The sequence below is a fragment of the Luteimonas suaedae genome, assembly GCF_008312895.1.
GTDB lineage: Bacteria > Pseudomonadota > Gammaproteobacteria > Xanthomonadales > Xanthomonadaceae > Luteimonas > Luteimonas suaedae.
This window is the reverse complement of sequence record NZ_VSSP01000016.1, coordinates 25,701-51,073: the sequence shown is the minus strand read 5'-3', so window position 1 is coordinate 51,073 and position 25,373 is coordinate 25,701. Positions and strand designations below refer to the sequence as shown.

At 69.1% G+C, this 25,373-nt stretch carries 22 protein-coding genes and 1 pseudogene; 14 read left to right on the top strand and 9 right to left on the bottom strand.

Features of this window, described 5'->3' with window-relative positions; genetic code table 11:
• The first annotated feature begins 16 nt into the window (after positions 1-16).
• From FXO19_RS17530 to FXO19_RS17510, 5 genes are all read left to right on the top strand, one after another.
• Entirely contained in the window at positions 17-853 is an 837-nt protein-coding gene (locus FXO19_RS17530; protein ID WP_149196409.1) for a helix-turn-helix transcriptional regulator, read from the top strand.
• Between the two features lie 229 nt (positions 854-1,082).
• Positions 1,083-1,991: an alpha/beta fold hydrolase gene (locus tag FXO19_RS17525; protein ID WP_255516489.1), complete on the top strand. Its 909-nt coding sequence runs from the start codon at positions 1,083-1,085 to the stop codon at positions 1,989-1,991.
• Positions 1,988-2,980, top strand: coding sequence for an alpha/beta fold hydrolase (locus FXO19_RS17520; protein ID WP_149196407.1), 993 nt, complete (start codon positions 1,988-1,990; stop codon positions 2,978-2,980). The genes FXO19_RS17525 and FXO19_RS17520 overlap by 4 nt, the downstream gene beginning before the upstream one ends.
• Before the next feature lie 216 nt (positions 2,981-3,196).
• Complete coding sequence (locus FXO19_RS17515; RefSeq protein ID WP_149196406.1) at positions 3,197-3,718, top strand: hypothetical protein; 522 nt, start codon at positions 3,197-3,199, stop codon at positions 3,716-3,718.
• Positions 3,719-3,825: 107 nt separating this feature from the next.
• Positions 3,826-4,887, top strand: coding sequence for a LysM peptidoglycan-binding domain-containing protein (locus FXO19_RS17510; RefSeq protein WP_149196405.1), 1,062 nt, complete (start codon positions 3,826-3,828; stop codon positions 4,885-4,887).
• 212 nt (positions 4,888-5,099) lie between these two features.
• Here the strand turns inward: FXO19_RS17510 and putA are convergent, their stop codons facing one another.
• Positions 5,100-8,354 carry a bifunctional proline dehydrogenase/L-glutamate gamma-semialdehyde dehydrogenase PutA gene (gene putA / locus FXO19_RS17505; protein WP_255516493.1) on the bottom strand — a complete coding sequence of 1,085 codons (3,255 nt, stop codon included), beginning with the start codon at positions 8,352-8,354 and terminating at the stop codon, positions 5,100-5,102.
• A 235-nt stretch (positions 8,355-8,589) separates the two neighbouring features.
• Here putA and coxB point away from each other — a divergent pair, with 235 nt between their 5' ends.
• From coxB to FXO19_RS17485, 5 genes and pseudogenes are all read left to right on the top strand, one after another.
• Complete coding sequence (gene coxB, locus FXO19_RS17500) at positions 8,590-9,516, top strand: cytochrome c oxidase subunit II (RefSeq protein ID WP_149196404.1); 927 nt, start codon at positions 8,590-8,592, stop codon at positions 9,514-9,516.
• Between the two features lie 34 nt (positions 9,517-9,550).
• Positions 9,551-11,164, top strand: a pseudogene (ctaD, locus tag FXO19_RS17495) (cytochrome c oxidase subunit I); the annotation flags it as partial.
• A gap of 49 nt (positions 11,165-11,213) precedes the next feature.
• Positions 11,214-11,363, top strand: coding sequence for a hypothetical protein (locus FXO19_RS19330; protein WP_187775835.1), 150 nt, complete (start codon positions 11,214-11,216; stop codon positions 11,361-11,363).
• Positions 11,360-11,932, top strand: a complete 573-nt coding sequence (locus FXO19_RS17490) for a cytochrome c oxidase assembly protein (protein WP_149196402.1) — start codon at positions 11,360-11,362, stop codon at positions 11,930-11,932. Before FXO19_RS19330 ends, FXO19_RS17490 begins: the two co-directional genes overlap by 4 nt.
• A 47-nt stretch (positions 11,933-11,979) precedes the next feature.
• On the top strand, positions 11,980-12,870 hold the full coding sequence (locus tag FXO19_RS17485) for a cytochrome c oxidase subunit 3 (protein ID WP_149196401.1): 891 nt from the start codon (positions 11,980-11,982) through the stop codon (positions 12,868-12,870).
• Between the two features lie 142 nt (positions 12,871-13,012).
• Here FXO19_RS17485 and FXO19_RS17480 read toward each other — a convergent pair whose 3' ends face one another.
• Entirely contained in the window at positions 13,013-13,231 is a 219-nt protein-coding gene (locus tag FXO19_RS17480) for a twin transmembrane helix small protein (protein ID WP_149196400.1), read from the bottom strand.
• A gap of 63 nt (positions 13,232-13,294) precedes the next feature.
• Here FXO19_RS17480 and FXO19_RS17475 point away from each other — a divergent pair, with 63 nt between their 5' ends.
• The 4 genes from FXO19_RS17475 to cyoE all read left to right on the top strand — a co-directional run bounded on the left by FXO19_RS17475 (position 13,295) and on the right by cyoE (position 16,929).
• Positions 13,295-14,029 carry an SURF1 family protein gene (locus FXO19_RS17475; protein WP_149196399.1) on the top strand — a complete coding sequence of 245 codons (735 nt, stop codon included), beginning with the start codon at positions 13,295-13,297 and terminating at the stop codon, positions 14,027-14,029.
• Positions 14,026-14,601: a hypothetical protein gene (locus FXO19_RS17470; protein WP_149196398.1), complete on the top strand. Its 576-nt coding sequence runs from the start codon at positions 14,026-14,028 to the stop codon at positions 14,599-14,601. Before FXO19_RS17475 ends, FXO19_RS17470 begins: the two co-directional genes overlap by 4 nt.
• A 195-nt stretch (positions 14,602-14,796) precedes the next feature.
• Positions 14,797-15,972 (top strand): COX15/CtaA family protein, encoded by a 1,176-nt coding sequence (locus FXO19_RS17465; protein ID WP_149196397.1) that lies wholly within the window; start codon positions 14,797-14,799, stop codon positions 15,970-15,972.
• 48 nt (positions 15,973-16,020) lie between these two features.
• Positions 16,021-16,929 (top strand): heme o synthase, encoded by a 909-nt coding sequence (gene cyoE, locus FXO19_RS17460; protein ID WP_149196396.1) that lies wholly within the window; start codon positions 16,021-16,023, stop codon positions 16,927-16,929.
• A gap of 58 nt (positions 16,930-16,987) precedes the next feature.
• On the opposite strand, the gene FXO19_RS17455 is transcribed toward cyoE, so the two are convergent.
• The 7 genes from FXO19_RS17455 to rpsU form a co-directional block, all read right to left on the bottom strand.
• Complete coding sequence (locus FXO19_RS17455; RefSeq protein ID WP_149196395.1) at positions 16,988-18,988, bottom strand: S9 family peptidase; 2,001 nt, start codon at positions 18,986-18,988, stop codon at positions 16,988-16,990.
• Between the two features lie 150 nt (positions 18,989-19,138).
• Positions 19,139-20,539: a hypothetical protein gene (locus tag FXO19_RS17450; RefSeq protein WP_149196394.1), complete on the bottom strand. Its 1,401-nt coding sequence runs from the start codon at positions 20,537-20,539 to the stop codon at positions 19,139-19,141.
• 179 nt (positions 20,540-20,718) lie between these two features.
• Entirely contained in the window at positions 20,719-22,449 is a 1,731-nt protein-coding gene (dnaG, locus tag FXO19_RS17445) for a DNA primase (protein ID WP_149196393.1), read from the bottom strand.
• Between the two features lie 346 nt (positions 22,450-22,795).
• Positions 22,796-23,683: a YihY/virulence factor BrkB family protein gene (locus tag FXO19_RS17440; protein ID WP_149196392.1), complete on the bottom strand. Its 888-nt coding sequence runs from the start codon at positions 23,681-23,683 to the stop codon at positions 22,796-22,798.
• 218 nt (positions 23,684-23,901) lie between these two features.
• On the bottom strand, positions 23,902-24,417 hold the full coding sequence (locus FXO19_RS17435; protein ID WP_149196391.1) for a GNAT family N-acetyltransferase: 516 nt from the start codon (positions 24,415-24,417) through the stop codon (positions 23,902-23,904).
• A 10-nt stretch (positions 24,418-24,427) separates the two neighbouring features.
• Entirely contained in the window at positions 24,428-24,874 is a 447-nt protein-coding gene (locus tag FXO19_RS17430) for a GatB/YqeY domain-containing protein (protein ID WP_149196390.1), read from the bottom strand.
• A 249-nt stretch (positions 24,875-25,123) separates the two neighbouring features.
• Positions 25,124-25,339 carry a 30S ribosomal protein S21 gene (rpsU, locus tag FXO19_RS17425; RefSeq protein WP_111267721.1) on the bottom strand — a complete coding sequence of 72 codons (216 nt, stop codon included), beginning with the start codon at positions 25,337-25,339 and terminating at the stop codon, positions 25,124-25,126.
• Positions 25,340-25,373 lie beyond the last annotated feature (34 nt).

The window sequence follows — 25,373 nt, the reverse complement described above, 5'->3', positions numbered from 1 at the left end:
GACGCCCCCCGCACCGATGCCGGACTTCAAGGTCAGCCGCCTGCTCGACACCGATACCGTGGCGGTCAGCGATGTGCTGTGCCCGGGCGACTGCCGCCATCGCAGCGCGGAGGAATGCGCTTCCGCCACGCACCTGGTGTTTCCGTATCGCGGCCTCTATCTGCGCCATGTCGGCGGCGACCAGTCGGTGGCCGACGCCAATCACGTGCTGTTCTTCAATGCGTGGGAGGGTTATCAGGTCAGCCATCCGGTGGTCGGCGGCGATGCCTGTCTGAGTCTGCTGGTCTCGCCGTCGTTGCTGCACGAGATCGCGCCCGCCGGCTGGCTGCACAAGCGCGACGAGCCCGGTTTCCGCATGCAGTCGCTGCGCATCGATCCGCGCGCGCAGGCGCTGGTGGCGCTGCTCCGCCACAGCCTGCGGAACGACGGCATCGAACCGCTGGAGGCGGAGAGCCTGGCGCTGACGCTGACCTGCCGCAGCCTGGGGGCGCGCACCGCGCACGCGACCGGCGCCACCCACGCGCGGCGCCGGCTGGTGGACCGGGTCAAGGTGCTGCTGGCCAGCGACCTCGGGCGGCGCTGGAGCCTGGCCGCGGTCGCGGCCGAGATCGGCGGCTCGGCGGTGTACCTGACCCAGGCCTTCCAGCAGGTCGAAGGCGTTCCGATGTATCGCTATCACCTGCGCCTGCGGCTGGCGCGCGCGCTCGACCTGGTCGTCCGCTGCGACGACGTGTCGGCGCTGGCACTGGACCTCGGCTTTTCCAGCCACAGCCATTTCGCCGCCGCCTTCAAGCAGGCCTACGGCCGCACGCCGTCCGCGTTCCGGCGCTCGGCGCTCGCCAAGGGCGCCTGAGCGCCTCGCCGATCGCTAAAGTTTTCGACAGCGGCGGAGCTGCCGCGATGGTCTCCTGCGCATGCCCGGATGGCGGGCATGAAACGGAGAACGTCATGACACAGAAGACTTGCGCCGCATGCGATTCCCCGCTAGACGGGGATGTCGTCGAGGTCAAGATCGGCGGCCGCACCGTCGAAGCGTGTTGCGAGGAGTGCGCACGGAAGTTGCGCGAAACCGGGGCGCGGTCGTGACGGACGCGCGCGGATTCTTCGATGGACGCCGGACGGCCGCGACGCCGTCCGGCACGATCAGCTACGTCGAGCGCGGCAGCGGCCCGGTGGCGCTGTTCGTCCACGGCGTCCTGCTCAACGGCTACCTGTGGCGGCACCAGTTGGCGGCACTGGACGATGCGCGGCGCTGTATCGCCGTGGACCTGCTCGCGCACGGCCATACCGAGGCGGCCGAAGGGCAGGACGTCTCGGTGACCGCGAACGCGCACATGCTGGCGCAGTTCCTCGATGCACTCGGGGTCGAGCAGGTGGACCTGGTCGGCAACGACAGCGGCGGGGGCATCTGCCAGATCTTCGCGGCGCTGTATCCGCAGCGGCTGCGCAGCCTGGTGCTGTCCAACTGCGATGCCCACGACAACTGGCCGCCCGAAGCGTTCCAGCCGTTCGTGGCGATGGTGGCCGCGGGCGGACTCGAAGGCGCGCTCACCGGCATGCTCGCCGACAAGGCGGCGTACCGCGAGGCGCTGGCGCCGGCGTACGAGCGGCCGGAGGCGGTGACGGACGAGACCATCGAAGCCTACCTGCGCCCGTTCCTCGACGCGCCCGGGCGGATGCGCGAGCTCGAGCGCTTCGTCAATGCGTTCGATTGCCGTCACACCCTGGCCATCGAGGACAGGTTGCGACGGCTGCAGGTCCCTACGCTGGTCGCCTGGGGCACCGACGACGCCTATTTCCCACTGGAATGGTCGAAATGGCTGCAGCGGACCATTCCGGGGACGACGCGGCGCGTGGAGTTCGAGGGGGCGCGCATCTTCTTCCCCGAGGAGCGCTGGCAGGACTTCAACCGCGAGCTGCGGGCGCACTGGGCCGCGGTCGCGGTCACGGCTTCCGCGGAGGAAGCGCCCGTGGAGGAGGGTCAGGCATGAACCGCAGGGCGTTTCTTGCAACTTCCGCGGGCACGCTCACGGCCGCTGCCCTGGCCGGGTGCGTGCCGCGTCCCGGGCGGTCCGCGGATCTCCAATCCGACCCCGATGCCGCACAGTTCCACGGCCTGCGCCGCTACGTCCGGACGGACTTCGGCGACATCGCCTGCGTCGAGCGCGGCTCGGGCGAGGCCGCACTGTTCCTGCACGGATTCCCGCTCAACGGGTTCCAGTGGCGCGGCGCCCTGGCGCGGCTGTCGCCGTACCGGCGCTGCATCGCGCCGGATTTCCTCGGCATGGGCTACACCCGGGTCGCCGACGGGCAGGGCTGCGCGCCGGACGATCAGGTGTCCATGCTGGTGGCCCTGCTCGACGCGTTGGGGGTGGCTCGGGTCGACGTGGTGGCCAACGACAGCGGCGGCGCCGTTGCGCAACTGCTGCTCGCGCGGCATGGCGACCGCGTACGCACGCTGCTGCTGACCAACTGCGATGCGGAGAACGACTGCCCGCCGCCCGCGTTGCTGCCGGTCATCGAGCTGGCCAGGCAGGGCCGGTTCGTGGACGAATGGCTGGGCGTATGGCGCGCCAACAAGCCGCTCGCGCGCTCGGCCGAGGGCATCGGCGGGATGTGTTACGCCGACCCCGCGCATCCCACCGACGAAGCGATCGACACCTACTTCGCGCCGCTGCTCGACTCGCAACGGAGCAGGCAGATGGCGCACGCCTATGCCGTCGCACTGGAACGCAACGTGCTGGAGGGGATCGGCCCGGCGCTGAAGCGTGCCGCGGCGCCGACGCGGATCGTGTGGGGCGCCGCCGACACGATTTTCGCCGCTGGGAGTCCGCGGTTCCTCGATGACGCGTTCGGCAATTCCCGCGGCGTGCGGCTGCTTGCGGACAGCAAACTGTTCTGGCCCGAGGAGCGTCCCGACGTGCTTGCCGAAGAGGCGCTCGGCCTGTGGGGCGAACGCACCGGGCGAGCGCACGGATGAACCGGACCGCTGCCGTTGCGGCATCTACGGGCACCGGGCACGTCATCGGCAGGCAGCCACCCGTGACGTGGGGCAATCCGCCCGGCCGCGGCTGCAGAGCCGCGGGTGGCGGACGAGCGTCGCTTCGGCACGCCGCTCGTTCCCGGGATGGCGGCGGCCTGGCGATATCAGCGGATGTGGTAGAGATATGGCGCCCGAGGACCAGGACCGCCGCCGATGCGATTCGCCGCCACCGCCCTCAATTCGTCCGTCATGCCGCGCGACCTGGTGGCGATCGGGGTGCTGCTGCTGGCCGGCTGCGCCGCAGCGGACACGCCGCCGTCGGCCGAGGGCGTCTACGCGGTGCCTGCCCCGGCGCTCGCTGAGTTGCGGGTGGTCGCGCTGCCGGATCGCGCCGGCGCGTACCGGGTGGAGGTGCACGGCGCAGGTGGTGCGGGCGATGGCGTGGCCACCGGCGCCGACTGCTACGCGGTGGCCGAAGGAACGCTCGAAGGCGATCGCCTGCGCGCCCGCTTCGTGCCGTTCAAAAGCGCCGACCTTGGCTTCGAGGCGCGCGAACTCGCGCAGCATCCGCGCACGCTGGAGCTGGCGTTCGACGGCTGGGCGGCCACGCTGAGCGGCGATTTCGACTATTGCCCGCTGCGCACCGTGCTGAGCGGGCGCTACCTGCGTACCGACGCGCCGCAATTGCTGACCGACTGCCCGCCGTTACCGCAGGCATGCTGGAACCGTGAATAGCGTCACTGCTTGAGACATCCGCCGGCGGTTCTGGGGTCGACCCCAGTGTCGGTGGCGGCGGTCGCCGCGGTATTCCTGAGGCATCTTGCGATTGCGACGAGGTCGTCATGGACAGCAACAGCGTCGATTCCACCGGCAGCCATCCCACCGCGAACGGCGGTTCCGATTCTTCTTCGACGGTCCGGGACGGCACGTCGGCCGACTCCGGCCTGTCCGCGACCCGCCTGGAGGCCGGCAGCGCCTTCGACAATCCGGCCGCGCAGCGCCAGGTCGCCGAGGCGATCGCCTCGCAGCAGCCGATCGAGCTCGAGGGCCCGGTCTGCTACGCCATGCAGCCGGGACAGACGCCGCAGGACATCGCCACCGCCTTCGGCGTCGACATGCGCGACCTGGCGCTGGCCAACGGCATCGTCAATCTGGAGACGGTCTATCCGGGCGACGTACTGAGCGTGCCGGGGCCGCAGGACAAGCCGGAGCTCGGTTCCCTGTCGGCACACTACGAGACCGGCGGCCGCGGGCCGGGCACGGTGTCGACCGGGCGCGGCGACATCGGCGGCGTGTCCTACGGCAGCTACCAGCTGTCCACCGCGGCCGGCCGGCCGCAGGAATTCCTGGCCAACGAGGGCGCAGCCTGGGCGGCGGAGTTCGCCGGCCAGCGGCCGGGCACCCCGGCCTTCAGCCAGACCTGGCGCGAGGTCGCCGCGCGCGAGCCGGCGGCTTTCCAGCAGGCCCAGCACGATTACATCCAGCGCACCCATTACGACGTGCAGGCGGACCGGGTCGAATCGCGCACCACCGTCACCGCGGCCGACGGCAGCGTGGCCACGCCCGGCCTGGACCTCGGCCAGCATTCGCGCGCGCTGCAGAACGTCGCCTGGTCGACGGCGGTGCAGCACGGCCCGAACAGCAACATCGTCGCCAACGCCGTGAACGGCGTGCACGAGGCCGGCCTGCAGGACTGGGAGCCGGGCTTCGATCGCGCCGTGATCGATGCCGTCTACGACGAGCGCGGGCGCCGCAATGCCGACGGCGAACTGGCGCATTTCAGCCGCAACTCCACCGCCGTGCAGGAAGGCGTCGCCAACCGCTTCGTCAACGAACGCGCCGACGCGATCGCCGCGCTCGAGGCCGAGGACCGCGCATTGCGCGAGTCGCTCGGACAGCCCTAGGGCCCACTCCACCGCCTGCCTTTGTAGGAGGGGCCTTAGCCCCGACCGCGGGATAGCAGTAAATGCTCTCTGCCGTTGTTTCCCTTCGCAACGCGCGGCGGCGCGTTCATCGTGGTTGGCACCGATGCGTCTGCCTGGCGCGGGCTGAAGCCCCTCCTACAAGAGAGCCGTGCGGGAGAGGCCAAGGAACCCGGCGGAGGAGGCGACGCGGCTCAGTCCCCCAGTGTCAGCAGCGAAGCGTTGCCGCCGGCGGCGGTGGTGTTGATGGTCACCGCCTTCTCGGTGGCGAAGCGCGGCAGGTAGTGCGGACCGCCGGCCTTGGGGCCGGTGCCGGACAGGCGCTGGCCACCGAACGGCTGCACCCCGACCACGGCGCCGATCTGGTTGCGGTTGACGTAGACGTTGCCGACCCGCGCCTGCGACGCGATGAATTCCACGGTCTCGTCGATGCGCGAGTGGATGCCGAGCGTGAGGCCGTAGCCGGTGGAGTTGATGGCACTGATCACGCGTTCGAGCTGATCGGCCTTCCAGCGGATGACGTGCAGCGCCGGGCCGAACTTCTCGTGGTCGAGCTGGTCGAGCGACTTCAGCTCCCAGGCGCGCGGCAGGAAAAAGGTGCCGTGGGCGAGATGATCGCCACCGGGCGCCTGCGCGATCAGCCGCGCCTCGCCGGCCATGCGCTCGGCATGCTCGTCGAGCATCTTCACCGCGTCGGTGTCGATCACCGGGCCGACATCGGTCGACAGCAGGCCGGGATCACCGACCTGCAGCTCGGCCATGGCACCGGCCAGCATCTCGATCACCTTGTCGGCCACGTCGTCCTGGACGAACAGGATGCGCGCGGCCGAGCAGCGCTGTCCGGCCGAGGTGAACGCCGAGGCCATCACGTCCTTGATCAGCTGTTCGGGCAGCGCCGAGGAGTCGGCGATCAGCGCGTTCTGGCCGCCGGTCTCGGCGATCAGCACGCCGATCGGCGCGTCGCGCGCGGCCAGCGCGCGGTTGATCGCGCGCGCGGTGAAGGTCGAGCCGGTGAAGGCGATCCCGTCCACACGCGGATCCTTGGTCAATGCCGCGCCGACGGTGGCGCCGTCGCCGGGCAGGAACTGCAGCACGTCCCTCGGAATCCCGGCTTCGTGCAGCAGCTGCACGGCGTAGTAGCCGACCAGACTGGTCTGTTCGGCCGGCTTGGCGAGCACGCTGTTGCCGGCGGCCAGCGCGGCGGCTACCTGGCCGGTGAAGATCGCCAGCGGGAAGTTCCACGGGCTGATGCAGACGAACACGCCGCGGCCGTTGTGCTGCAACGTGTTGGTCTCGCCGGTCGGGCCGGGCAGCGGCTCGGGCACGAACAGCTTGCGCGCCTGGCCGGCGTAGTAGCGCAGGAAGTCCACCGCCTCGCGCACCTCGGCCACGCCGTCGGGGATGGTCTTGCCGGCCTCCTTGGTGCACAGGGCGATGAACTGCGCCATGCGTGATTCGAGCAGCCCGGCGGCGTGTTCGAGGATCGCGGCACGCGACGCTGCGGGCGTCGCGTCCCAGCCGGGCTGCGCGGCGACCGCGTTGGCCAGGGCGCGCTCGACCGTCGCCTCGTCCGCGGCCTGCCAGTGGCCGACGCGCTGGCGGCGATCGGCGGGATTGGTCACGGTGATGTCGGGACCGGATGGCTGCGCGCCCGGAACCAGCGGTGCGGCGTGCCAGCCGGTGTCGGCAACGCTGGCGACCGCCGCGTTGACCTGTTCGGCGAGCTGCCGCAGCTGCGCGTCGTCGGCGGGATTGATGCCCATGGAATTGCTCCTGTCGGCACCCTGGCTGCGGAAGAGGTCGACCGGCAGCGGAATGCGGGGGTGGGGGATGCTGTCGAAGGCGTCGACCGTCTCGACCGGATCGCGGATCAGGTCCTCGATCGGCACGTCCTCGTCGCTGATACGGTTGACGAAGCTGGAGTTGGCGCCGTTCTCGAGCAGGCGTCGGACCAGGTAGGGCAGCAGTTCCTCGTGACTGCCGACCGGCGCGTAGACGCGGCAGGGCACGCCCATGCGGTCGGCCGGAATGACCTCGGCGTAGAGGTCGTCGCCCATGCCATGCAGCTTCTGGAACTCGTACGGCGTCGGCTGCGACCGGGCCGCCTCCGGCAGGTAGAGCGCCGCCATGCGCTCGATCGCGCAGATGGTATGCGCATTGTGGGTGGCGAACATCGGGTACAGGGCGTCGGTCGCCGCCAGCATGCGCCGCGCGCAGGCCAGGTAGGAGACGTCGGTGTTCGGCTTGCGGGTGAACACCGGGTAGCCGGCATGGCCCTCGACCTGGGCGCGCTTGATCTCGCTGTCCCAGTACGCGCCCTTGACCAGGCGCAGCGGGATGCGGCGGCCGTGGCGGCGGGCCAGGTCGATCACGAAATCGATCACCGCCGGCGCCCGCTTCTGGTAGGCCTGCACCGCCAGGCCGTAGCCTTCCCAGCCGTCCAGCGACGGATCGGCGTAGGCGGCCGCGATCACGTCCAGCGACAGCTCCAGGCGCTCGGATTCCTCGGCGTCGACGGTGAAACCGATGCCGAGGGCCCTGGCGCGCCGTGCCAGCTCCAGTACGCGCGGGGTCAGCTCGGCAAGTACCCGCCGCCGCTTGGCGTGCTCGTAGCGCGGATGCAGCGCCGACAGCTTGACCGAGATCGAGGACGCGGCGAAATCGCCGTCCGGCCCGTGGGCGTCGCCCCGGCGCTGCGCAGCGGTCTGCTTACCGATCGCATCGATCGCGTCGTGGTACGCCTGTAGGTAGCGCCGTGCGTCCTGGTCGGTCAGCGCCGCCTCGCCGAGCATGTCGAAGGAGTAGCGGTAGGCGGCGTTGCGGCCCTTGCGGCTGCGCGCCAGCGCCTCGCCGATCGTGCGCCCCATCACGAACTGGTGGCCCATGATCCGCATCGCCTGGCGCACCGCCAGCCGGATCACGGGCTCGCCGACGCGGCCGACCACGCGCTTGAAGGCGTTATGCACGTCGCGCTTGGTGTCGTCGGCCAGGTCGACCAGGTGCCCGGTCAGCATCAGGCCCCAGGTGGAGGCGTTCACCAGCACCGATTCGGACTGGCCCATGTGGCGCTTCCAGTCGGCCTCGCCGAGCTTGTCGCGGATCAGCTTGTCGGTGGTGTCCTGGTCGGGAATGCGCAGCAGCGCCTCGGCCACGCACATCAGCAGCACGCCCTCCTCGCTGCCGAGGTCGTACTGCTGCATGAACGCCTCGATCGCGCCCTGGTCCTGCGCGCGGGCGCGGACCCGCCGCACCAGGTCGGCGGCGGCGGCCTGGACCGCGGCGCGATCGGATTCGGGCAGGCGCGCCTGCGCCAGCAGTTCGCGCAGGTGCTCGGCTTCGTCGCGGCTCCACAGGGTGGTGACCGCTGCGCGCGGCGGTGGCGGTGCGTCGGGCAGTTCGGGGGACAGGATCGCGGACACGGCACACCGGGGGCGGGCAGGGCAGGCGATTCTAGGGCTTGTGGTCACCTCGCGACAGGCCCATTCGGGCCCGATTTCTTGCGGTATCGGCCCGGATCGATGCACGTGCGACTTGCCCGCAAATGCCTGTCGCCGCTACCATTTGCGGGTTTTCCACAGCACGCGGCCGAATTGTCCTGCCCCAGGCCCTGCCGGGGTGCGGGTTCGGCCGCGCTCCCGCCAGCCAACAGCCAGACGCCAACGAGGCATTCGGGGTTCGAAAGTGATGCAAGCCGGTCGTTTCAAGCAATGGGCCCTGGGCCTCGCCACGATGGCGCTGTCCGCGAGCGCGTTCGCGCAGTCCGCCGATCCCCAGCGTTGGCAGCTGAACATGGGGCGTGGCGTGACCGCCTCCTCCCAGCACGCCTACGACGCGCACATGTTCGTGCTGTGGGTGTGCGTGGCCATCGGCATCCTCGTGTTCGGCGCCATGGCCTTCGCGATGGTGAAATTCCGCAAGTCCAAGGGCGCGGTCGCGGCCCAGTTCAGCCATAACACCACCGCCGAGATCATCTGGACCATCGTGCCGATCATCATCCTGGTGGTGATGGCGGTGCCGGCGACCAGCAAGCTGATCGCGATGTACGACACCCGCGATTCGGAAATGACGGTCAAGGTGACCGGCTACCAGTGGATGTGGGAGTACGAGTACCTGGGCGAGGACGTGGCCTTCACCAGCCGCCTGGATCGCGACAGCGACCGCCTGCGGCAGAACCGCGCCGTCACCCGCGCCGAGCTCGACGCCCATCCGAACTACCTGCTCGACGTCGACAACGTGCTGGTGCTGCCCACCGACACCAAGATCCGTTTCGTGATCACCGCCGACGACGTGATCCATTCCTGGTGGGTGCCGGCCCTGGGCTGGAAGCAGGACGCGATCCCCGGCCTGGTCAACGAGGCCTGGACCGAGATCACCGAGCCGGGCGTGTACCGCGGCCAGTGCGCCGAGCTGTGCGGCAAGGACCATGGCTTCATGCCGATCGTGGTGCGCGCGGTGCCGCGCGCCGAGTTCGACGCCTGGCTGGCGGCCGAGAAGACGAAGAACGCGCCCCCGGCCGAGCCGGAACAGCCGCAGCCGGAGGAGCAGGCCGCGCCGGCCGCAGCCTCCGCAGAATCCACCGATCCCGAGATCGCCGCGCCCGCCGCCGGCTGATCGGCCCCAATCGAAGTTTTCCAGGCAGACGTTCATGTCCACGCATACCGCAACCGCCGATCACCACCCGTCCGACGAGCACAAGCAGGGCTTCGTCGAGCGTTGGTTCTTCTCGACCAACCATAAGGACATCGGCACGCTGTACCTTTTGTTCAGCTTCCTGATGTTCGTCATCGGCGCCGCGATGAGCGTGGTCATCCGCGCCGAGCTCACGGTGCCGGGCCTGCAGCTGGTCGAGCCGATGTTCTTCAACCAGATGACCACCATGCACGCGCTGGTGATGATCTTCGGCGGGGTGATGCCGGCCTTCGTCGGCCTGGCCAACTGGATGATCCCGCTGCAGATCGGCGCGCCGGACATGGCGCTGCCGCGCATGAACAACTGGTCGTTCTGGATCCTGCCGTTCGCCTTCACCATGCTGCTGATGACGCTGTTCATGCCTGGCGGCGGCCCGGCCGGCGGCTGGACCCTCTATCCGCCGCTGTCGCTGCAGGGCGGCAACAGCGTCGCGTTCACGATCTTCGCCATCCACATGATGGGCATCAGCTCGATCATGGGCGCGATCAACGTCATCGCCACCATCCTCAACATGCGCGCGCCCGGCATCGACCTGCTGAAGATGCCGATCTTCTGCTGGTCCTGGCTGATCACCGCGTTCCTGCTGATCGCGGTGATGCCGGTGCTGGCCGGCGCGGTGACCATGCTGCTGACCGACAAGTTCTTCGGCACCAGTTTCTTCTTCGCCGCCGGCGGCGGCGATCCGGTCATGTACCAGCACATCTTCTGGTTCTTCGGCCACCCCGAGGTCTACATCATGATCCTACCGGCGTTCGGGATCGTCTCGGAGATCCTGCCGACCTTCAGCCGCAAGCCGCTGTTCGGCTACCAGGCGATGGTGTACGCGATCGCGGCGATCGCGTTCCTGTCGTTCATCGTCTGGGCACACCACATGTTCACCGTCGGCATGCCGCTGGGCGGCGAGATCTACTTCATGTTCGCGACCATGCTGATCGCGATCCCGACCGGCGTGAAGGTGTTCAACTGGGTCAGCACGATGTGGAAGGGTTCGCTGACCTTCGAGGCGCCGATGCTGTGGTCGATCGCCTTCGTCGTGCTGTTCACCATCGGCGGCTTCTCCGGGCTGATGCTGGCGATCGTGCCCGCCGACTTCCAGTACCACGACACCTACTTCGTGGTCGCGCATTTCCACTACGTACTGGTCACCGGTGCGCTGTTCGGCATCATCGCCGCGGTGTACTACTGGTGGCCGAAGTGGTCGGGACGGATGTACAGCCAGCGCTGGGCGCAGTTCCACTTCTGGTGGAGCGTGGTGTTCGTCAACCTGCTGTTCTTCCCGCAGCACTTCCTCGGCCTGGCCGGCATGCCGCGCCGTATTCCGGACTACAACGTGGTGTTCGCCGACTGGAACCTGATCAGCTCGATCGGCGCGTTCGGCATGTTCGCCACGCCGTTCATGATGTTCGCGATCCTCTATCACTCGCTCAAGCGCGGCGAGCCGGCGCCGGCGCGCGTGTGGGAAGCGGCCCGCGGCCTGGAATGGACGGTGCCTTCGCCGGCGCCGCACCACACCTTCAGCACGCCGCCGGTGATCCGCGACGGCGACCTGGCGCACGGTGATTTCGAGCATCTCGACTACGACGACACCAGTGCGCACCTCGACACCGCGGGCCACAGCAATGACCGGGAAGCGTGACGACCGGTCGCGCGCGAGCGATCCGCGGGTCGCCGCGGGACGGCGGCGCGCGCGGCGCACCGCGTTGATCGTCGCCGTGATCGCGGTCGCGATCTACGCCGTCTTCATCCTGTCCGGGGTGGTCGGCCAATGAGCGCGCGCAGGACCGATGTGTTGAAGCTGGTCGGCATCGCGGTGGCCGCGTTCGCGTTCACCTTCTCGCTGGTGCCGATGTACCGGATCGCCTGCGAGAAGGTGTTCGGCATCCGCCTGGACAACAGCGCGGCCGCGGTGCCCGCGACCGCGCCGGCATCGGTGCCCGGGCGCATGGTCACGGTGGAGTTCGACGGCAGCGTCAACTCGAAGCTGCCATGGTCGTTCCATCCCAACCAGACCCGGATGCAGGTGCGCGTGGGCGAGCAGTACGAGACCACCTACTACGCGCACAACGACAGCGACACCGCGATCGTCGGCAGCGCCACGCCGTCGGTGGCGCCGGCGCGCGCCTCGGGCTATTTCCAGAAAACCGAGTGCTTCTGCTTCACCGCGCAGACCCTGGAGGCGGGTGAGACCCGCGACATGCCGGTGCGCTTCATCATCGATCCGGCGCTGCCGCCCGAGGTCAACACCGTCACCCTGTCGTATACCTTCTTCAAGAACGACTTCGCCACCGAGCGCCTGTCGCAGACGGCGCCGACCGTCGCGCCGCTGGCGGCGCGCTGACCCCACCCAACTCACCCTCACGCAGTCCCCGAACCGGAATCCGAGCCATGGCCCAAGCACACGCCCAGCAACAGCACGACACGAACCTCTATTTCGTGCCGCACGGCAGCCGTTGGCCGGTGTTCGCCTCGGTCGCCCTGTTCGTCGCCATGTTCGGCCTGGCGAGCTGGTTCAACGACGTCAGCTGGGGCCGGGCCGTGTTCCTGGTCGGCACCGCCGGCCTGGCGGCGATCCTGTTCAAGTGGTTCGCCGACGTGATCCTCGAATCGGTCTCGGGGTATTACAACAAGCAGGTCGACACCTCGTTCCGGATGGGCATGGTGTGGTTCATCTTCTCCGAGGTGATGTTCTTCGCCGCGTTCTTCGGTGCACTGTTCTATGCCCGCCAGTACGCGCTGCCCTGGCTGGGCGGCGAGGGTGTCAAGGGCGTGGCGACCAATACCTACCTGTGGGAAGGCTTCAGCGCGGCCTGGCCGACCAGCGGCCCGGGCGAGGTCGGCGGCGGCTTTCAGACCATCCCGGCGTGGGGTCTGCCGTTGCTCAACACCCTGATCCTGCTGACCTCCGGCGTAACCGTCACCATCGCCCACCACGCACTCAAGGCCGGCCAGCGCACGCGTCTGCTGCTGTTCCTGGGCCTGACCGTACTGCTGGGTTGCGTGTTCCTGTTCTTCCAGGCCGAGGAGTACATCCACGCCTACCGCGACCTCAACCTGACCCTGGGCTCGGGCATCTACGGCTCGACGTTCTTCATGCTGACCGGCTTCCACGGCGCCCACGTCACCCTCGGCACGATCATGCTGCTGGTGATCTGGTTCCGCTGCCTCAAGGGCCACTTCACCAAGGAGAACCACTTCGCCTTCGAGGCGGTGGCCTGGTACTGGCACTTCGTCGACGTGGTGTGGCTGGGACTGTTCCTGTTTGTCTACGTGCTCTAAGAGCCGTGATTGGTGATTCGTGATTGGTGATTCGCAAGAGCGGCAGGGCGGATCACCTCGCGGAAGATCGGCGGCATGCGTGCCGCCGATCTCCTGCTTTTAACCAATCACGAATCACGAATCACCAATCACGTCGGCGGCGTTAGCCGCCGACCCCATGCGGCTCGATCCAGCCCATCCAGATCGCCAGCATCACCAGCAGGATCAGGGCGACCGACAGGCCGATGCGCTTGGTCAGCGCGTTCACCGTGCGCTTGGTCTCGCCCTTGTCGACCAGCATGTAGTACAGGCCCGCGCCGAGGTTCCAGAGGATGAGTATCAGGAAGGCGACGACCAGCAGGGTTTTCAGCGAATCGCTCATGGCGGGCTCCGGCGCGCGGCTGCGCGAACGCGCATTATTATCGCAGCTGCGCGGTAAACCGGCGTGACCCGATCCCGGACCTTGCTGTTCGGCTGGGCGCTGGCGCTTGCCGGCATCGCGCTGTTCACCGGACTCGGCAGCTGGCAGCTCGGGCGCCAGCAGCAGAAGCAGTCCCTGCTGGACGCGGCGACGCGCACGCTGCAGCAGCGTGACGCGCAGCCGTTGGCCGTCGCTGCCGATCCCGCGGGTGCGCGCGACTACGACTGGGCCGCCGGGCAGGGCCGTTACCCGGACCTGCCGCCGGTGTTGCTCGACAACCAGCAGCGCGGCGGTCGCCCCGGCGTGCGCGTGTACCGCGTGTTCGTGCCGGATGCGGGTGATCCACTGCTGGTGGATCTGGGCTGGCTGCCGCTGCCTCCGGACCGCGACATGCCGTCGATCGCACCGTCGCCGGCGGACACGCACGTCCGCGGCCTGCTGGCGCCGCCGCCGTCGGCCGGGATCGCCGCCGCCGCGTTGCAGCCGCAGGCCGATAGCACCCTGCTGGCGATCGCGCTCGATCCCGTCGCGGTCGCCGGCGCGCTCGGACTGCCGGCGCTGGCGCCGCGGGTGTTGCGGCTCGACCCCGACCTGCCCGGCGGCTACGCGCGCGATCTCGACGTGCTGCCGAACACGTTGCCGCCCGAGCGGCATCTCGGCTACGCCGTGCAGTGGTACGGCCTCGCGCTCGCGGTGCTGGTCACCGCGCTGGTCCTCACTTTCCGTCGTCGCAGGCGACCTCAGGACAGCACGCCATGAACGCTCCCCGATCCATCCCCGACCGCCAGCGCAACCGCAATCGCGGCCTGCTGATCCTGATCGTGGTGATCTTTCTCGGCAGCGCGGTCGTTGCCGGCGTGCTGCGGTTTTCCGGCTGGCGCCCGGAGGGCACGCGCAACCACGGTGAACTGCTGCAGCCGCCGGGCGACCTGCGCGAGGTGGTGCCGCGGCTGCGCGACGGCGACCCGTACCACTGGCAACCGATCGAACGCCAGTGGCGGATCGCCCTGGCGCCACCGGCAGACTGCGGCGAACCCTGCGTGACGCTGTCGACGCAGCTCGACACCGTGTGGCAGCTGTTCGGACGCGAGGCCGACCGCGTGCACATCCTGTGGATCGGCGAATTGCCGGAGGCCGCCGTGCGCAACGCCGCGTTGCGCGAGCTGGCGCCCGATCCGGCGCTGCGCGCGGGCCTGCCGCGCGTCGATGATCCCGCCGGCGTGCCGGTGTACGTGATCGATCCGAACGGATTCGTGATTCTGCGCTACGCTCCCGGCTTCGATCCGGGGCACCTGCGCACCGACATGGCCAGGCTATTGAAGTTGAAGTGATTTAGGCTGGGGCCCGGTCCCGGAAGAGCTGGTCGCCGCTTGCTCGTCATCCCCGCACAAGCTGGATCCATATTGATCCTGCCGTCGCTTAGGAAGTTGGCCTGCAACGAGCAACTGCAAAATGGATCCCCGCTTGCGCTGGGATGACGGGGGTTTAGCCCTTCCCGAGCCTCGAAATTCAATGACCGCGAACAGATGAGCCGCCTTTCCCCCACGCTGTACAAGCACTTCCACCGCATCGCCTGGTTCGCGGTGGTATTGACGCTGTGCGTGGTGGTGTTCGGCGCGTTCGTGCGGTTGTCCGACGCCGGCCTGAGCTGTCCCGACTGGCCGACCTGCTACGGGCGCGCCGCCTGGCCACAGGCGCCGGAAGAGGTCAGCGATCACGCCGCCAGCCAGATCCGTCCGCTGCAGGCGCACAAGGCCTGGCGCGAGCAGGTGCACCGCCACATCGCCGCCGCGCTCGGCGTGCTGGTGCTGGTGCTGGCGCTGCTGGCCGCGCGCCGGCGCCGTTACGGAATCGCCCAGATTGTCGGCGCCTCGCTGCTGGTGGCGGGGGCGATTCCGGCCTACATGGCCGGGCATCACGGCGTTGCGCTGGGGCTGGCCGGGCTGGGCGAGGCGATCCTGCTGTTTGCGGCGATGCGCTGGTCCAATCTCGATCTCGCCCGCGCGGCTGCGTTGACGCTGGCGGTGATCGTGTTCCAGGCGCTGCTCGGCAAATGGACGGTGACGCTGCTGCTCAAGCCGATCATCGTCATGGGTCACCTGCTCGGCGGCCTGCTGACCTTCTCGCTGCTGACCTGGATGGCGTGGCGCGCGACCGACGTGCCGATCCGGCTGGCGGGTGCGATCGTGTTGCGGCGCTGGCTGATCGCCGGCGTGGTGCTGCTGGCGCTGCAGATCGCGCTCGGCGGCTGGGTCAGCGCCAACTATGCGGCGCTGGCCTGCGGCGGCGGCGGTTGGGTCACCGAGAGCGCGCACTGGAACGACTTTCCACGGTGCGTCGGGCAGTGGTGGCCGCGCAGCGATTTCCGCGAGGGCTTCGTGCTCTGGCGCGGCCTCGGCGCCGATTATGAGGGCGGCGTGCTCGGCGGCGAGGCGCGGATCGCCATCCAGATGGCGCACCGGATGATGGCCGTGGTGGTCTTCGCCGCCCTGATGTGGATCGCGGCCCGGCTGCTGCGCACGCCCGGCCTGCGTGGCTGGGGCGGCATGCTGGGCGGGCTGGCCATCGGCCAGGTGCTGCTGGGCATCCTCAACGTCAAGCTGTCGCTGCCGCTGTCGGTGGCGGTGCTGCACAATGCCGGCGCCGCGCTGTTGCTGTTCGTACTGGTGTCGCTGCTGGCGCGGCTGGAGGAGCCGGCATGAGCGCGCCACGTCGTGGACGGGCGCGCCGGGCGGGGAGGCGACGCTAGCATGCCGAGCATCGCCCACGAATACTGGAGCCTGACCAAGCCGCGCGTCGTGGCCTTGATCGTGTTCACCGCGCTGGTCGGCATGTTCCTGGCGGTGCCGGGCTTGCCGCCGCTGCGGCTGGCGCTGTTCGGCCTGCTCGGGATCTGGCTGGCCGCGGCCTCGGCCGCCGCGATCAACCATCTCATCGACCAGCGCATCGACAAGCTGATGGCGCGCACCGCGCACCGGCCGCTGGCCACCGGCACGCTCAGACCGGTGCAGGTGCTGGTGTTCGCGGTGCTGCTGGGCGCGGCGGCGATGGCGATCCTGATCGTGTTGGTCAACCCGCTCACCGCCGGGCTCACCTTCGCCTCGCTGATCGGCTACGCCGTGGTCTACACCGGCTTTCTCAAGCGCGCCACGCCGCAGAACATCGTCATCGGCGGTATCGCCGGTGCGGCGCCGCCGGCGCTCGGCTGGGCCGCGATCACCGGCACCCTCGATCCGCATGCGCTGCTGCTGGTGCTGATCATCTTCGTGTGGACGCCGCCACATTTCTGGGCGCTGGCGATCTTCCGCCGCGAGGATTACGCGCGCGCGCTGATCCCGATGCTGCCGGTCACCCACGGGGTCACCTACACCCGCTGGCAGATCCTGTTCTACACCGTGCTGCTGCTGCTGGTCACGTTGCTGCCGTGGGTCACCGGCATGAGCGGCGTGTTCTATCTCGGCGGCGCGCTGGTGCTGGGCGGCATGTTCCTCTGGTACGCATGGCGGCTGCTCGATCCACCGGACGAATTCTTCGCCATGCGCGTGTTCAACTATTCAGTGGTCTACCTGATGGCGCTGTTCGCGTTCCTGCTGGTGGACCACTGGCTGCTGCCGTGGCTGGCGCCCGCGCCGCTGCTGGAGTTCCAGCACATCGGTTGACGGCACGCCGCCCGCACGCAGGCCGGCGATGCGGCCTGCGACGCCGGCGGCGGGGCATTCAGTCCGCCGCGCCCGTCCCGCTGTCGAGCAGGAACCGCTGCCAGAACAACATCGCCGCGGCGCCGAAGTAGTCGCTGTTGGACTTCTTCGCGAAGCCATGACCCTCGTCGTCGAACATCAGGAACCACACCGGCTGGCCGTTGTTGCGCACGGCCTCGACGATCTGCTCGGCCTCGGTGTACGGCACCCGCGGGTCGTTGCGACCCTGGGCGACGAACAGCGGCGCGGCGATGCGTTCGGCATTGCTCAGTGGCGAGATCCGCTCGAAGTGCGCCGCCATTTCCGGATCGCGCTCGTCGCCGTACTCGGCCCGGCGCAGGTCGCGGCGGTAGTCCTCGGTGTTCTTCAGGAAGGTGCCGAAGTGCGAGATACCGACGATGTTGATGCCGGCGCGGATGCGATCGCTGTAGTGCATCATCGACGCCAGCACCATGTAGCCGCCGTAGCTGCCGCCGTATACGCCGACGCGCTCGCTGTCGAGCTCCGGCTGCTGCGCGATCCAGTCGAGCAGCGCGCCGATGTCCTTCACCGAGTCCTCGCGCTGCATGCCGTTGTCGAGCTGCAGATAGGTTTTGCCGTAGCCCGAGGAGCCGCGCACGTTGGGCACCAGCACCGCCACGCCGAGTTCGTTGGCGAGGAACTGGAAGGTCGGGTTGAAGGTCGGCAGCGCCTGGCCCTCCGGGCCGCCGTGGATGCTCACGACCACCGGGTATTTCCCGCCCGTCGCCGGCGTCTTCGGTGTGTAGTAGAACGCCGGGATGGTGCGCGGCCGGCCGTCGACCGCGTCAAAGGTGGGATAGCGGACCAGCGTCGGCGCGACGAAGGCGTCGCTGTCCAGCCCGCCGACCTCGCTGCGGGTCCAGCGCGCGAGCCCGCCGCCTGCCAGGTCGATCACGTAGACGTCGCTGGGCGAGGTGGCGGTGTTGAGGGTCAGCGCCAGGCGCCTGCCGTCGGGCGAGAAGCTGGCGCCGCCGAACACGCCGACCGGCAGTTCCGGCAGCGCGACCGGCGTCAGCGCGGGCAGGCGCAGCAGATGCAGCCGGGCGATGCCGTCCTCGTTGGTGGCGTAGACCAGGTGGCGCCCGTCGTCGGAGACCTCGAAACCGCTGACGTCCCACGGGATATGGCCGCTGACGATCTTCGGCGCGCCGCTGCCGGGTGCGTGGTAGCGCAGGGTGCGGAACTCCTGCGGCTCGCCGTCGATCGGCTCGTCGGAGACGTAGAACACGCCCTCGCCGTCCGGCGCGTAGCGGAAATCGCCAAACCCGGCCTTGCCGCCGTCGACCGGGAACATCCGCACTTCGCCGCTGGCCAGGTCCACCTCGCCCGGATACGACTCGTTGATCGAGACGTACCGGGTGACCAGCATGCGGCGGCCGTCAGGCGAGAAGTCCGCCGCGCTCCAGTTGCCGCCTTCGGTGACCACCGGGCGCGCCTGCCGGGAGGCGAAGTCCATCACCCAGACGTCGGTGTCGGTGCCGTTGCGCGCGGTGCTGCTCCAGGCGAGTTGCGCGCCGTCGTGCGAGAACAGCGGTCCCTGGTTGCGGCTGCGCTTGCCGTCGGTCAGCAGCGTGCTCTCGCGCGTGGCCAGGTCGTACCAGAACAGCTGCCAGAACTCGTCGCCGCCGATGTCTTTGCTGTAGACGAAGCCATCGAGTCCCGAGCCCGCCGGCGCGGTGTCGCCGATGCCGATGCGTTCCGGCTCAAAGGTCAGTTGCTCGCGCATGCCCAGCGGCTCGCACACCCGGTGCGCCTGGGTGGTCTCGGCGAAACGGGTGCCGATCAGCAGGCAGCCCTCACGGGTCCACCCGGCGACGCTCGCGCCGCGGGTGTTCTGGTAGCGGTTGAGCCGCTGCAGCAGCTCGGCCGGGATTTCCGGTACGTTTTCGGTGACGCGGTTGCCGGTCTGCAGACGTTCCGGGGGTGGAGACGCCGCCACGGCCGCGTGCGTGGCGGCGAGCGCGAAACAGGACAGCAGGAACGCATGCAGACGGGGCATCGGGTCCTCCAGGCGGGCCGGGCTTGGGTGCCGGCACTATAGCGAACCCGGCGACGGCACACGGCATCGGCCACCGTCTTGCGCTGCGGCGGGCCGGGCTTGCCAGTGGATGCCACCGCTCCGCCGCCGGGGCGGAGCGGGGGGCGATGCTCAGTCGATGTCGGTGGAGGTGACGGCCGCGAACTCGGTCTTCAGGTCCTGGATGGTGCTGTCGGACGAGTCGTCGATGTAGCCGTCGGCATCGCGCGGGATCGACAGTTCGTAGAACGCCTGCGCCAGTTCGGTGGCGGTGTCGCCGTCGCTGGATTCGAACCTGCCGATGATGCTGTTGATCGCGGATGTGGTGATGCCGTTGCCGACCGACGCGATCACGCCGGCGCCCGGATTGGCCGCGCCGGCCGCGCCGTAGGCGGTGCCGAAGATGCCCTTCAAGGTTTCCGCCTGGTCCTTGCGCTCGGTGTTCAGGTCGGAAATCGCGTTGACCGCGGAACCGGTGAACAGGCCCAGGTTGCGTGCGACCACGTCGCTGCCGGCGACCGTTTCGTAGGCGTTGCCGCCGCCGTCGTTGCCCTGCTGCAGCTGCAGGATCACGTTCCTGATGTCGGCTTCGCGACCGGCGCCGATCAACTCGCGGTTGAGGGTCGTCAGCGAGGTGCCGCTGAGGTCGTACTGGGTGCGGATCTCGGTGACCACGCCGTTGGTGTCGCTCTGCAGCAGGCCGAGCATCGCGTCGCTCAGGCCGGTGCGGGCGGGCTCGTGGCGGCTGTCGACGCCGATATCGCCGATGACGGCGCCGTTGTCGCCGCCCTTCTGGATCAGCTCCAGCCGCTCTGCAGCCGCGGTGAACACCGCGCCCTTGACGCTGGGATCGTTGCTGGTCGCGGCGGCTTCGACGATCCGGGTGGCGACGGTGCTGTCGAAGTTGGTGATGTTGCCGTTGCGGGTGCTGGTTTCGGCCTGGTAGATGCCGGCCTGCAGCACCGCGTCGAGCTGCGCTCCGTCCAGGTGTCCGACGGCGGTGTCGAAGTCGTCGCCTTCCAGGCTGCCCAGCACCTCCGCGACCGCCTGCGCATCGGGATCCGCGCGCAGGGTGTCGGTGACGTCATTCTTGTGCGTCGGCTCCGGATTGTAGTTGTCGTCGCCGCTGTTGGTGCGGTCGGCCATGTGGGACACGAAGTCGGTCTTGGTGGCCGAGTCGGCATGCGTCGCCACCGCGGTGCCGAGTTCGCGCACGCTGTCGCCGAGTCCTTCCGATTCGAAGGCGTTGACGACCCGCGTGAGCTGTTCGCCGTCCAGCCCCTCCGCGAGATTCTTGAACAGGTCCTGGCGTTCGCCGGCGCTCAGGCTGCCCATGTTTCCGTGGACTTCCTGCGCCCAGTTCTTCAGGTCGTCGGCCTCGAGCTGGCTGACGACCTGGTTGCGCTCGCTCGGGGTGAGCCCTGACAACGTGCTGCTGATGTCGGTCAGGTCGCCGTGGCTGACGTCCCAGTCCAGGAGGCCTTGCGAAAGACGGTCCTGGATGGTGTTGACTGCGTCGTCGATCGTGCTCATCTGTGACTCCGAGGAGGGCGGGGTATTCGGTGGGCTGGAACGGTCCGTCGGATCATCCGACGACGCGGCGTGACAGCACAGCTGGGGTGATCCCTAGCTGGTTCACTTCCGGTTGAGAAAACCGGCGTGCCGACGGACGTCATTCGCCGCGTCACGCGCGCGGCATGCGCGACGCCGGATCAGCGCGCTCCGCTCTGCAGCAGTTCGCGCAACTCGGCCTTGTCGGCGGCGTCGAGGCCGATCTCGCGTTGCTTGGCCTGCAGTTCGTCCACGCGCTGCTGCAGGGTCTGGCGGTCGAGCTGGGCGATCGCGCCGACGAATTCGTCGCGCCAGCCGGCCTCCTCGCCCGGCATCGACTGGGCGGCGAGCTTCTGCAGCGCCTCGGCTTCCTCGCGCCCCTCGAAATGCTCCAGCAGCGAGCCGGTGGTGATCCCCGGGCGCGCGTGCACCAGTGCGATCAGCTCGGTCAGCAGGGTGATGCCGGGTTGGCGCAACGCGGTGAAGCGGTAGGAATCGGGCAGTTCGAGCGCCAGCGCCGGGCGCTGCAGCAGCAGGCTGATGGCGGCCCGCACCAGGCTGCGCTTGGGCGCGGGCACCATGGATCCGCCGCGGCGCACGCGGTGGGTGGGCACGTGCGTCTGCGGCGCACTGCCGCGCGCGCCGACGCCGGTGAGTTCGGTCAGCCGCTGGCGCATCAGGTCGGCGAAGGCGCCGTCGGGGATCTGCGACAGCATCGGCTGGGCGCGTTCGGCCAGGCGCGCCTTGCCGTCGAGCGTGCCGAGGTTGACGTCGGCGCCGAGGCTGTCGAACAGGAAGCGCGACAGCGGCACCGCCTCGCGCAGGCGTGCGTCGATGCCGGCGGCGCCCTCGGCGCGCACCAGCGAATCGGGATCCTCGCCGTCCGGCAGGAACAGGAAGAACGCCTGGCGGCCGTCGCGCATGCGCGGCAGCACCGACTCCATCGCGCGGGTGGCGGCGCGGCGGCCCGCGGCGTCGCCGTCGAAGCAGAAGTACACGTCCGGCGCATTGCGGAACAGCAGCTCGGCGTGGTCGGGCGTGGTCGCGGTGCCGAGCGTGGCCACCGCCTGGGCGATGCCGTGCTGGAACAGCGCGATCACGTCCATGTAGCCTTCCACCACGATCAGCCGCGCGATCTTCTGGTTGGACTGGCGCACCTGCCACAGGCCGTACAGTTCGCGGCCCTTGTGGAACAGCGCGGTCTCGGGCGAGTTGAGGTACTTGGGGCCGTCGTCCTTGTCCAGCACGCGGCCACCAAAAGCAATGGTGCGGCCGCGGCGATCGGCGATCGGGAACATCACCCGGTCGCGGAACTTGTCGTAGCTGTGGCCGCGGTCGTTCTTCGACAACAACCCGGCGCGATCGAGCAGCTTGAGCCGGCGCTCGTCGCTGCCGAGCGCATCCTTCAGCGCCGAGAATCCGTCCGGGGCGTAGCCGATCCCGAACTGCTCGCGCAGGGCCTCGTCGACGCCGCGTGCGTCCAGGTAGGCGCGCGCCTTGGCGCTGGCGACCAGCTGCTTGCGGAAGAAGCCGGCGGCGGCGTCCAGCGCGTTGAACAGCGCCTGGGTGTCGCCGTCCTGGTTGCGCTGCTGCGTCTCGCGCGGTATCTCCATGCCGGTGCCGCGCGCCAGTTCCTCGACCGCGTCGAGGAACTCCATGCGGTCGTAGTTCATCAGGAAGCTGATCGCGCTGCCGTGCGCGCCGCAGCCGAAGCAGTGATAGAACTGCTTGGTCGGCGAGACCGTGAACGAGGGCGAGCGCTCGTCGTGGAACGGGCAGCAGGCGGCGTATTCCTTGCCCTGGCGCTTGAGCGGCACGCGCGCGCCGATCACCTCGACGATGTCGGTGCGGGCGAGCAGGTCGTCAATGAACGCGTCGGGGATGCGGGCCATGGCGCCATGATCGCACCCTCCGGCCGCGGCCGGCAGCTCGTATGGCCGCGTGCTGAAGGAAGAGCGTCTTGGCCGCGGATTGACGCGGATAAAGCATCTGAAGGCAGGTCCCGACACGCCGTCAACCCGGCGCAGGCCGGGATCCAGGACATGCAGACCCATGGATTTCGCGAAGGCGGAATGGCGGCGCTCGCCTCACTGGCGTCGCTCCTTGCCGACGCCTCGGCCCGTAGATCATCGATCTCGGACCGACGTCCATTCTCGAATGGCTTTCTCCGCGTTCATCCGCGTCAATCCGCGGCAAGAGCGCATTTCCCGGCCGGGAGCATGCTCCCGGGACGCGGCATTACGCCGCAGGGGGCGCAGGCGGTGCGGCCGTGCCGTCCGCCGTGCCGCCCGCACGCTCATCGATCACGGAGGTGATCAGCGCGCCGACGAAGAACACCATCGCCGCGTAGTACATCCACACCAGCAGCACCACCAGGGTGCCCATCGAGCCGTAGGCGCTGCCGGGGGCCGCCTGGCGGATGTACAGGCCGATCCCCCAGCGGCCGAGCACGAACAGCGCGGCGGTGATCAGGCCGCCGAGCAGCGCCCGGCGCCAGCCGACGCGGCGGTCCGGCAGGTAGTGGTAGAGCAGGGCGAAGGCGAGCGCGTACAGCGCGAACGCGCTGGCGTTGCCGATGACCGGCAGCAGCGACGGCACACCCGAGAAGACCAGGTCCAGCACGGTGGACAGCAGGGTCGAGACCAGCAGCAGGAAGCCCAGCGCCAGCACCACGCCGAAGGAGAACACCCGCTTGCGCAGCCAGGCCAGCAGCGCCAGGCGCTTGGCGTCGGTATGGAAGATCAGGTTCAGCGTCTTCTGCAGCCGCGCGAACACCACGGTCGCACCGAGCAGCAGCAGCAGCGTGCTCCACATCCCGGCCAGCGAGCCCAGGTCGGGCCGCCGCCTGGCGTTGTCGATCACCGTGCCGACCACCTTCTCGGCGCTGGTGCCGGCAAGCTCGCCGACCTGTGCCAGCAGCGCCTCCTGCGCCGAGGGATAGAGCAGCGAGGTCAGCCACAGCAGCAGCACCAGCAGCGGCGCCAGCGAGATCAGGGTGAAGAACGACAGCGACGCCGCATGGGTGAGCAGGTCGATCTCGACGAAGCGCCGCACCACCGCGGCCGGCAGGCTGTCCTGGACTTTCTCGATCCCGTGCCTGATCTGTTCGGATGGGAAGCGGGGCATGCGGCGTGCGGCAGTCGGAACGGAGTGATCGCAAGCATGATGGACAGACGGCCGTTTGTCGCCCGTGAGCGGACGGCCCGTAGGAGCGCGCCATGCGCGCGATGCCGCGGGTGCTTCCGTTATCGGCTATCGATGGCGCCTGCGCCAGCCGGAAAGCGTGCCGGTACCCGGACACCACGGCAGCGAAATGCCCGCGGCATCGCGCGCATGGCGCGCTCCTACGAGGGGTCGGGGCGATCCTCGGCGGCGAGCCGGTGCAGCGCGTCGCCGTCGACGCGCTGGACGGTCCAGCCGTCCATGCCCACCGCGCCGAGTGCGCGGTAGAAGAGGATCGCCGGCGCGTTCCAGTCCAGCACCGACCACTCGAAGCGGCCGCAGCCGCGCTCGAGCGCGAGCTTGGCCAGGTGCGTCATCAGCCGCCGGCCGATGCCGTGGCCGCGGAAGCCGGGGCGGACGTAGAGGTCCTCGAGATACAGTCCGGGACGGCCGAGGAACGTGGAGAAATTATGGAAGAACAGCGCGAAACCGGCGGGCGCGCCGTCGACTTCGGCGATCACCACCTCGGCGCCGGGGCGTGCGCCAAACAGGCTCTCAGCCAGGGCCGCCTCGTCGGCAACGACCTCGTGGGCCAGGCGCTCGTACTCGCCCAGCTCGCGGATGAAGGCGAGGATCTGCGGCACGTCCGCACGCATTGCGGCGCGCAGCACGATGCCGGAAGGCGCGGACACGGACATCGGCACGCCCTCAGCCGGCGAGTTTCTGCTTCGCCAACCGCGAGACCTCGCCCATGTCGGCCTGTCCGGCCAGTTTCGGCTTCAGCGCGCCCATCAGCCGGCCCATGTCGGCCGGGCCGGTCGCCCCGGTCTCGGCGATGGCGGCATCGATCGCCGCCAGGATCGCGGCCTCGTCCAGCTTCGCCGGCAGGTAGCGCTCGATCACCGCGATCTCGGCGCGCTCCACCGCGGCCAAGTCCTCGCGATCGGCGGCCTCGTACTGCGCCACCGAGTCCCGGCGCTGCTTGACCATCTTGTCCATCACCGCGATCACCGCGGCGTCGTCGAGCTCGACGCGCTCGTCGACCTCCTTCTGCTTGATCGCGGCGTTGATCAGCCGGATCACGCCGAGCGAAGCCTTGTCGCCGGACTTCATCGCGGCCTTCATGTCGTCGGTGAGGGTCTGCTTCAGGGTCATGGGTGGGAGGAGCCGTGATTGGGGATTCGTGATTCGGGAGCCGTGATTGGTGATTCGTGATTCGAAAAGGCAGAAGCGGGCCGCGGACATCGATTCGGACGCAGGTTAACGCACGCGGCATTTCGCTCTTGCGAATCACCAATCACGAATCACGAATCCCGGCCGCCAACACAAAAAGCCGGCGACGCTCGCGCGGGCCGGCTTCTTGCTGGAGTACGGTCGCTCCGCGCGTTCGGCGCGGGGCGGGACTCAGTACAGGCGCTGACGCTTGGTGACGTCGCGCGAGGCGCGGCGGGCCTGGCGCTTGACGGCGGCCGCGGCCTTGCGCTTGCGCTCCTGGGTCGGCTTCTCGTAGTACTCGCGCTTGCGCGTTTCGGCCAGCACGCCGGCCTTCTCGCAGGTGCGCTTGAAGCGGCGGAGGGCAAACTCGAACGGCTCGTTTTCGCGAACTTTGACGCTTGGCATGGAATCTCCGGGACGGTATCTCCGCCGGGCAGGC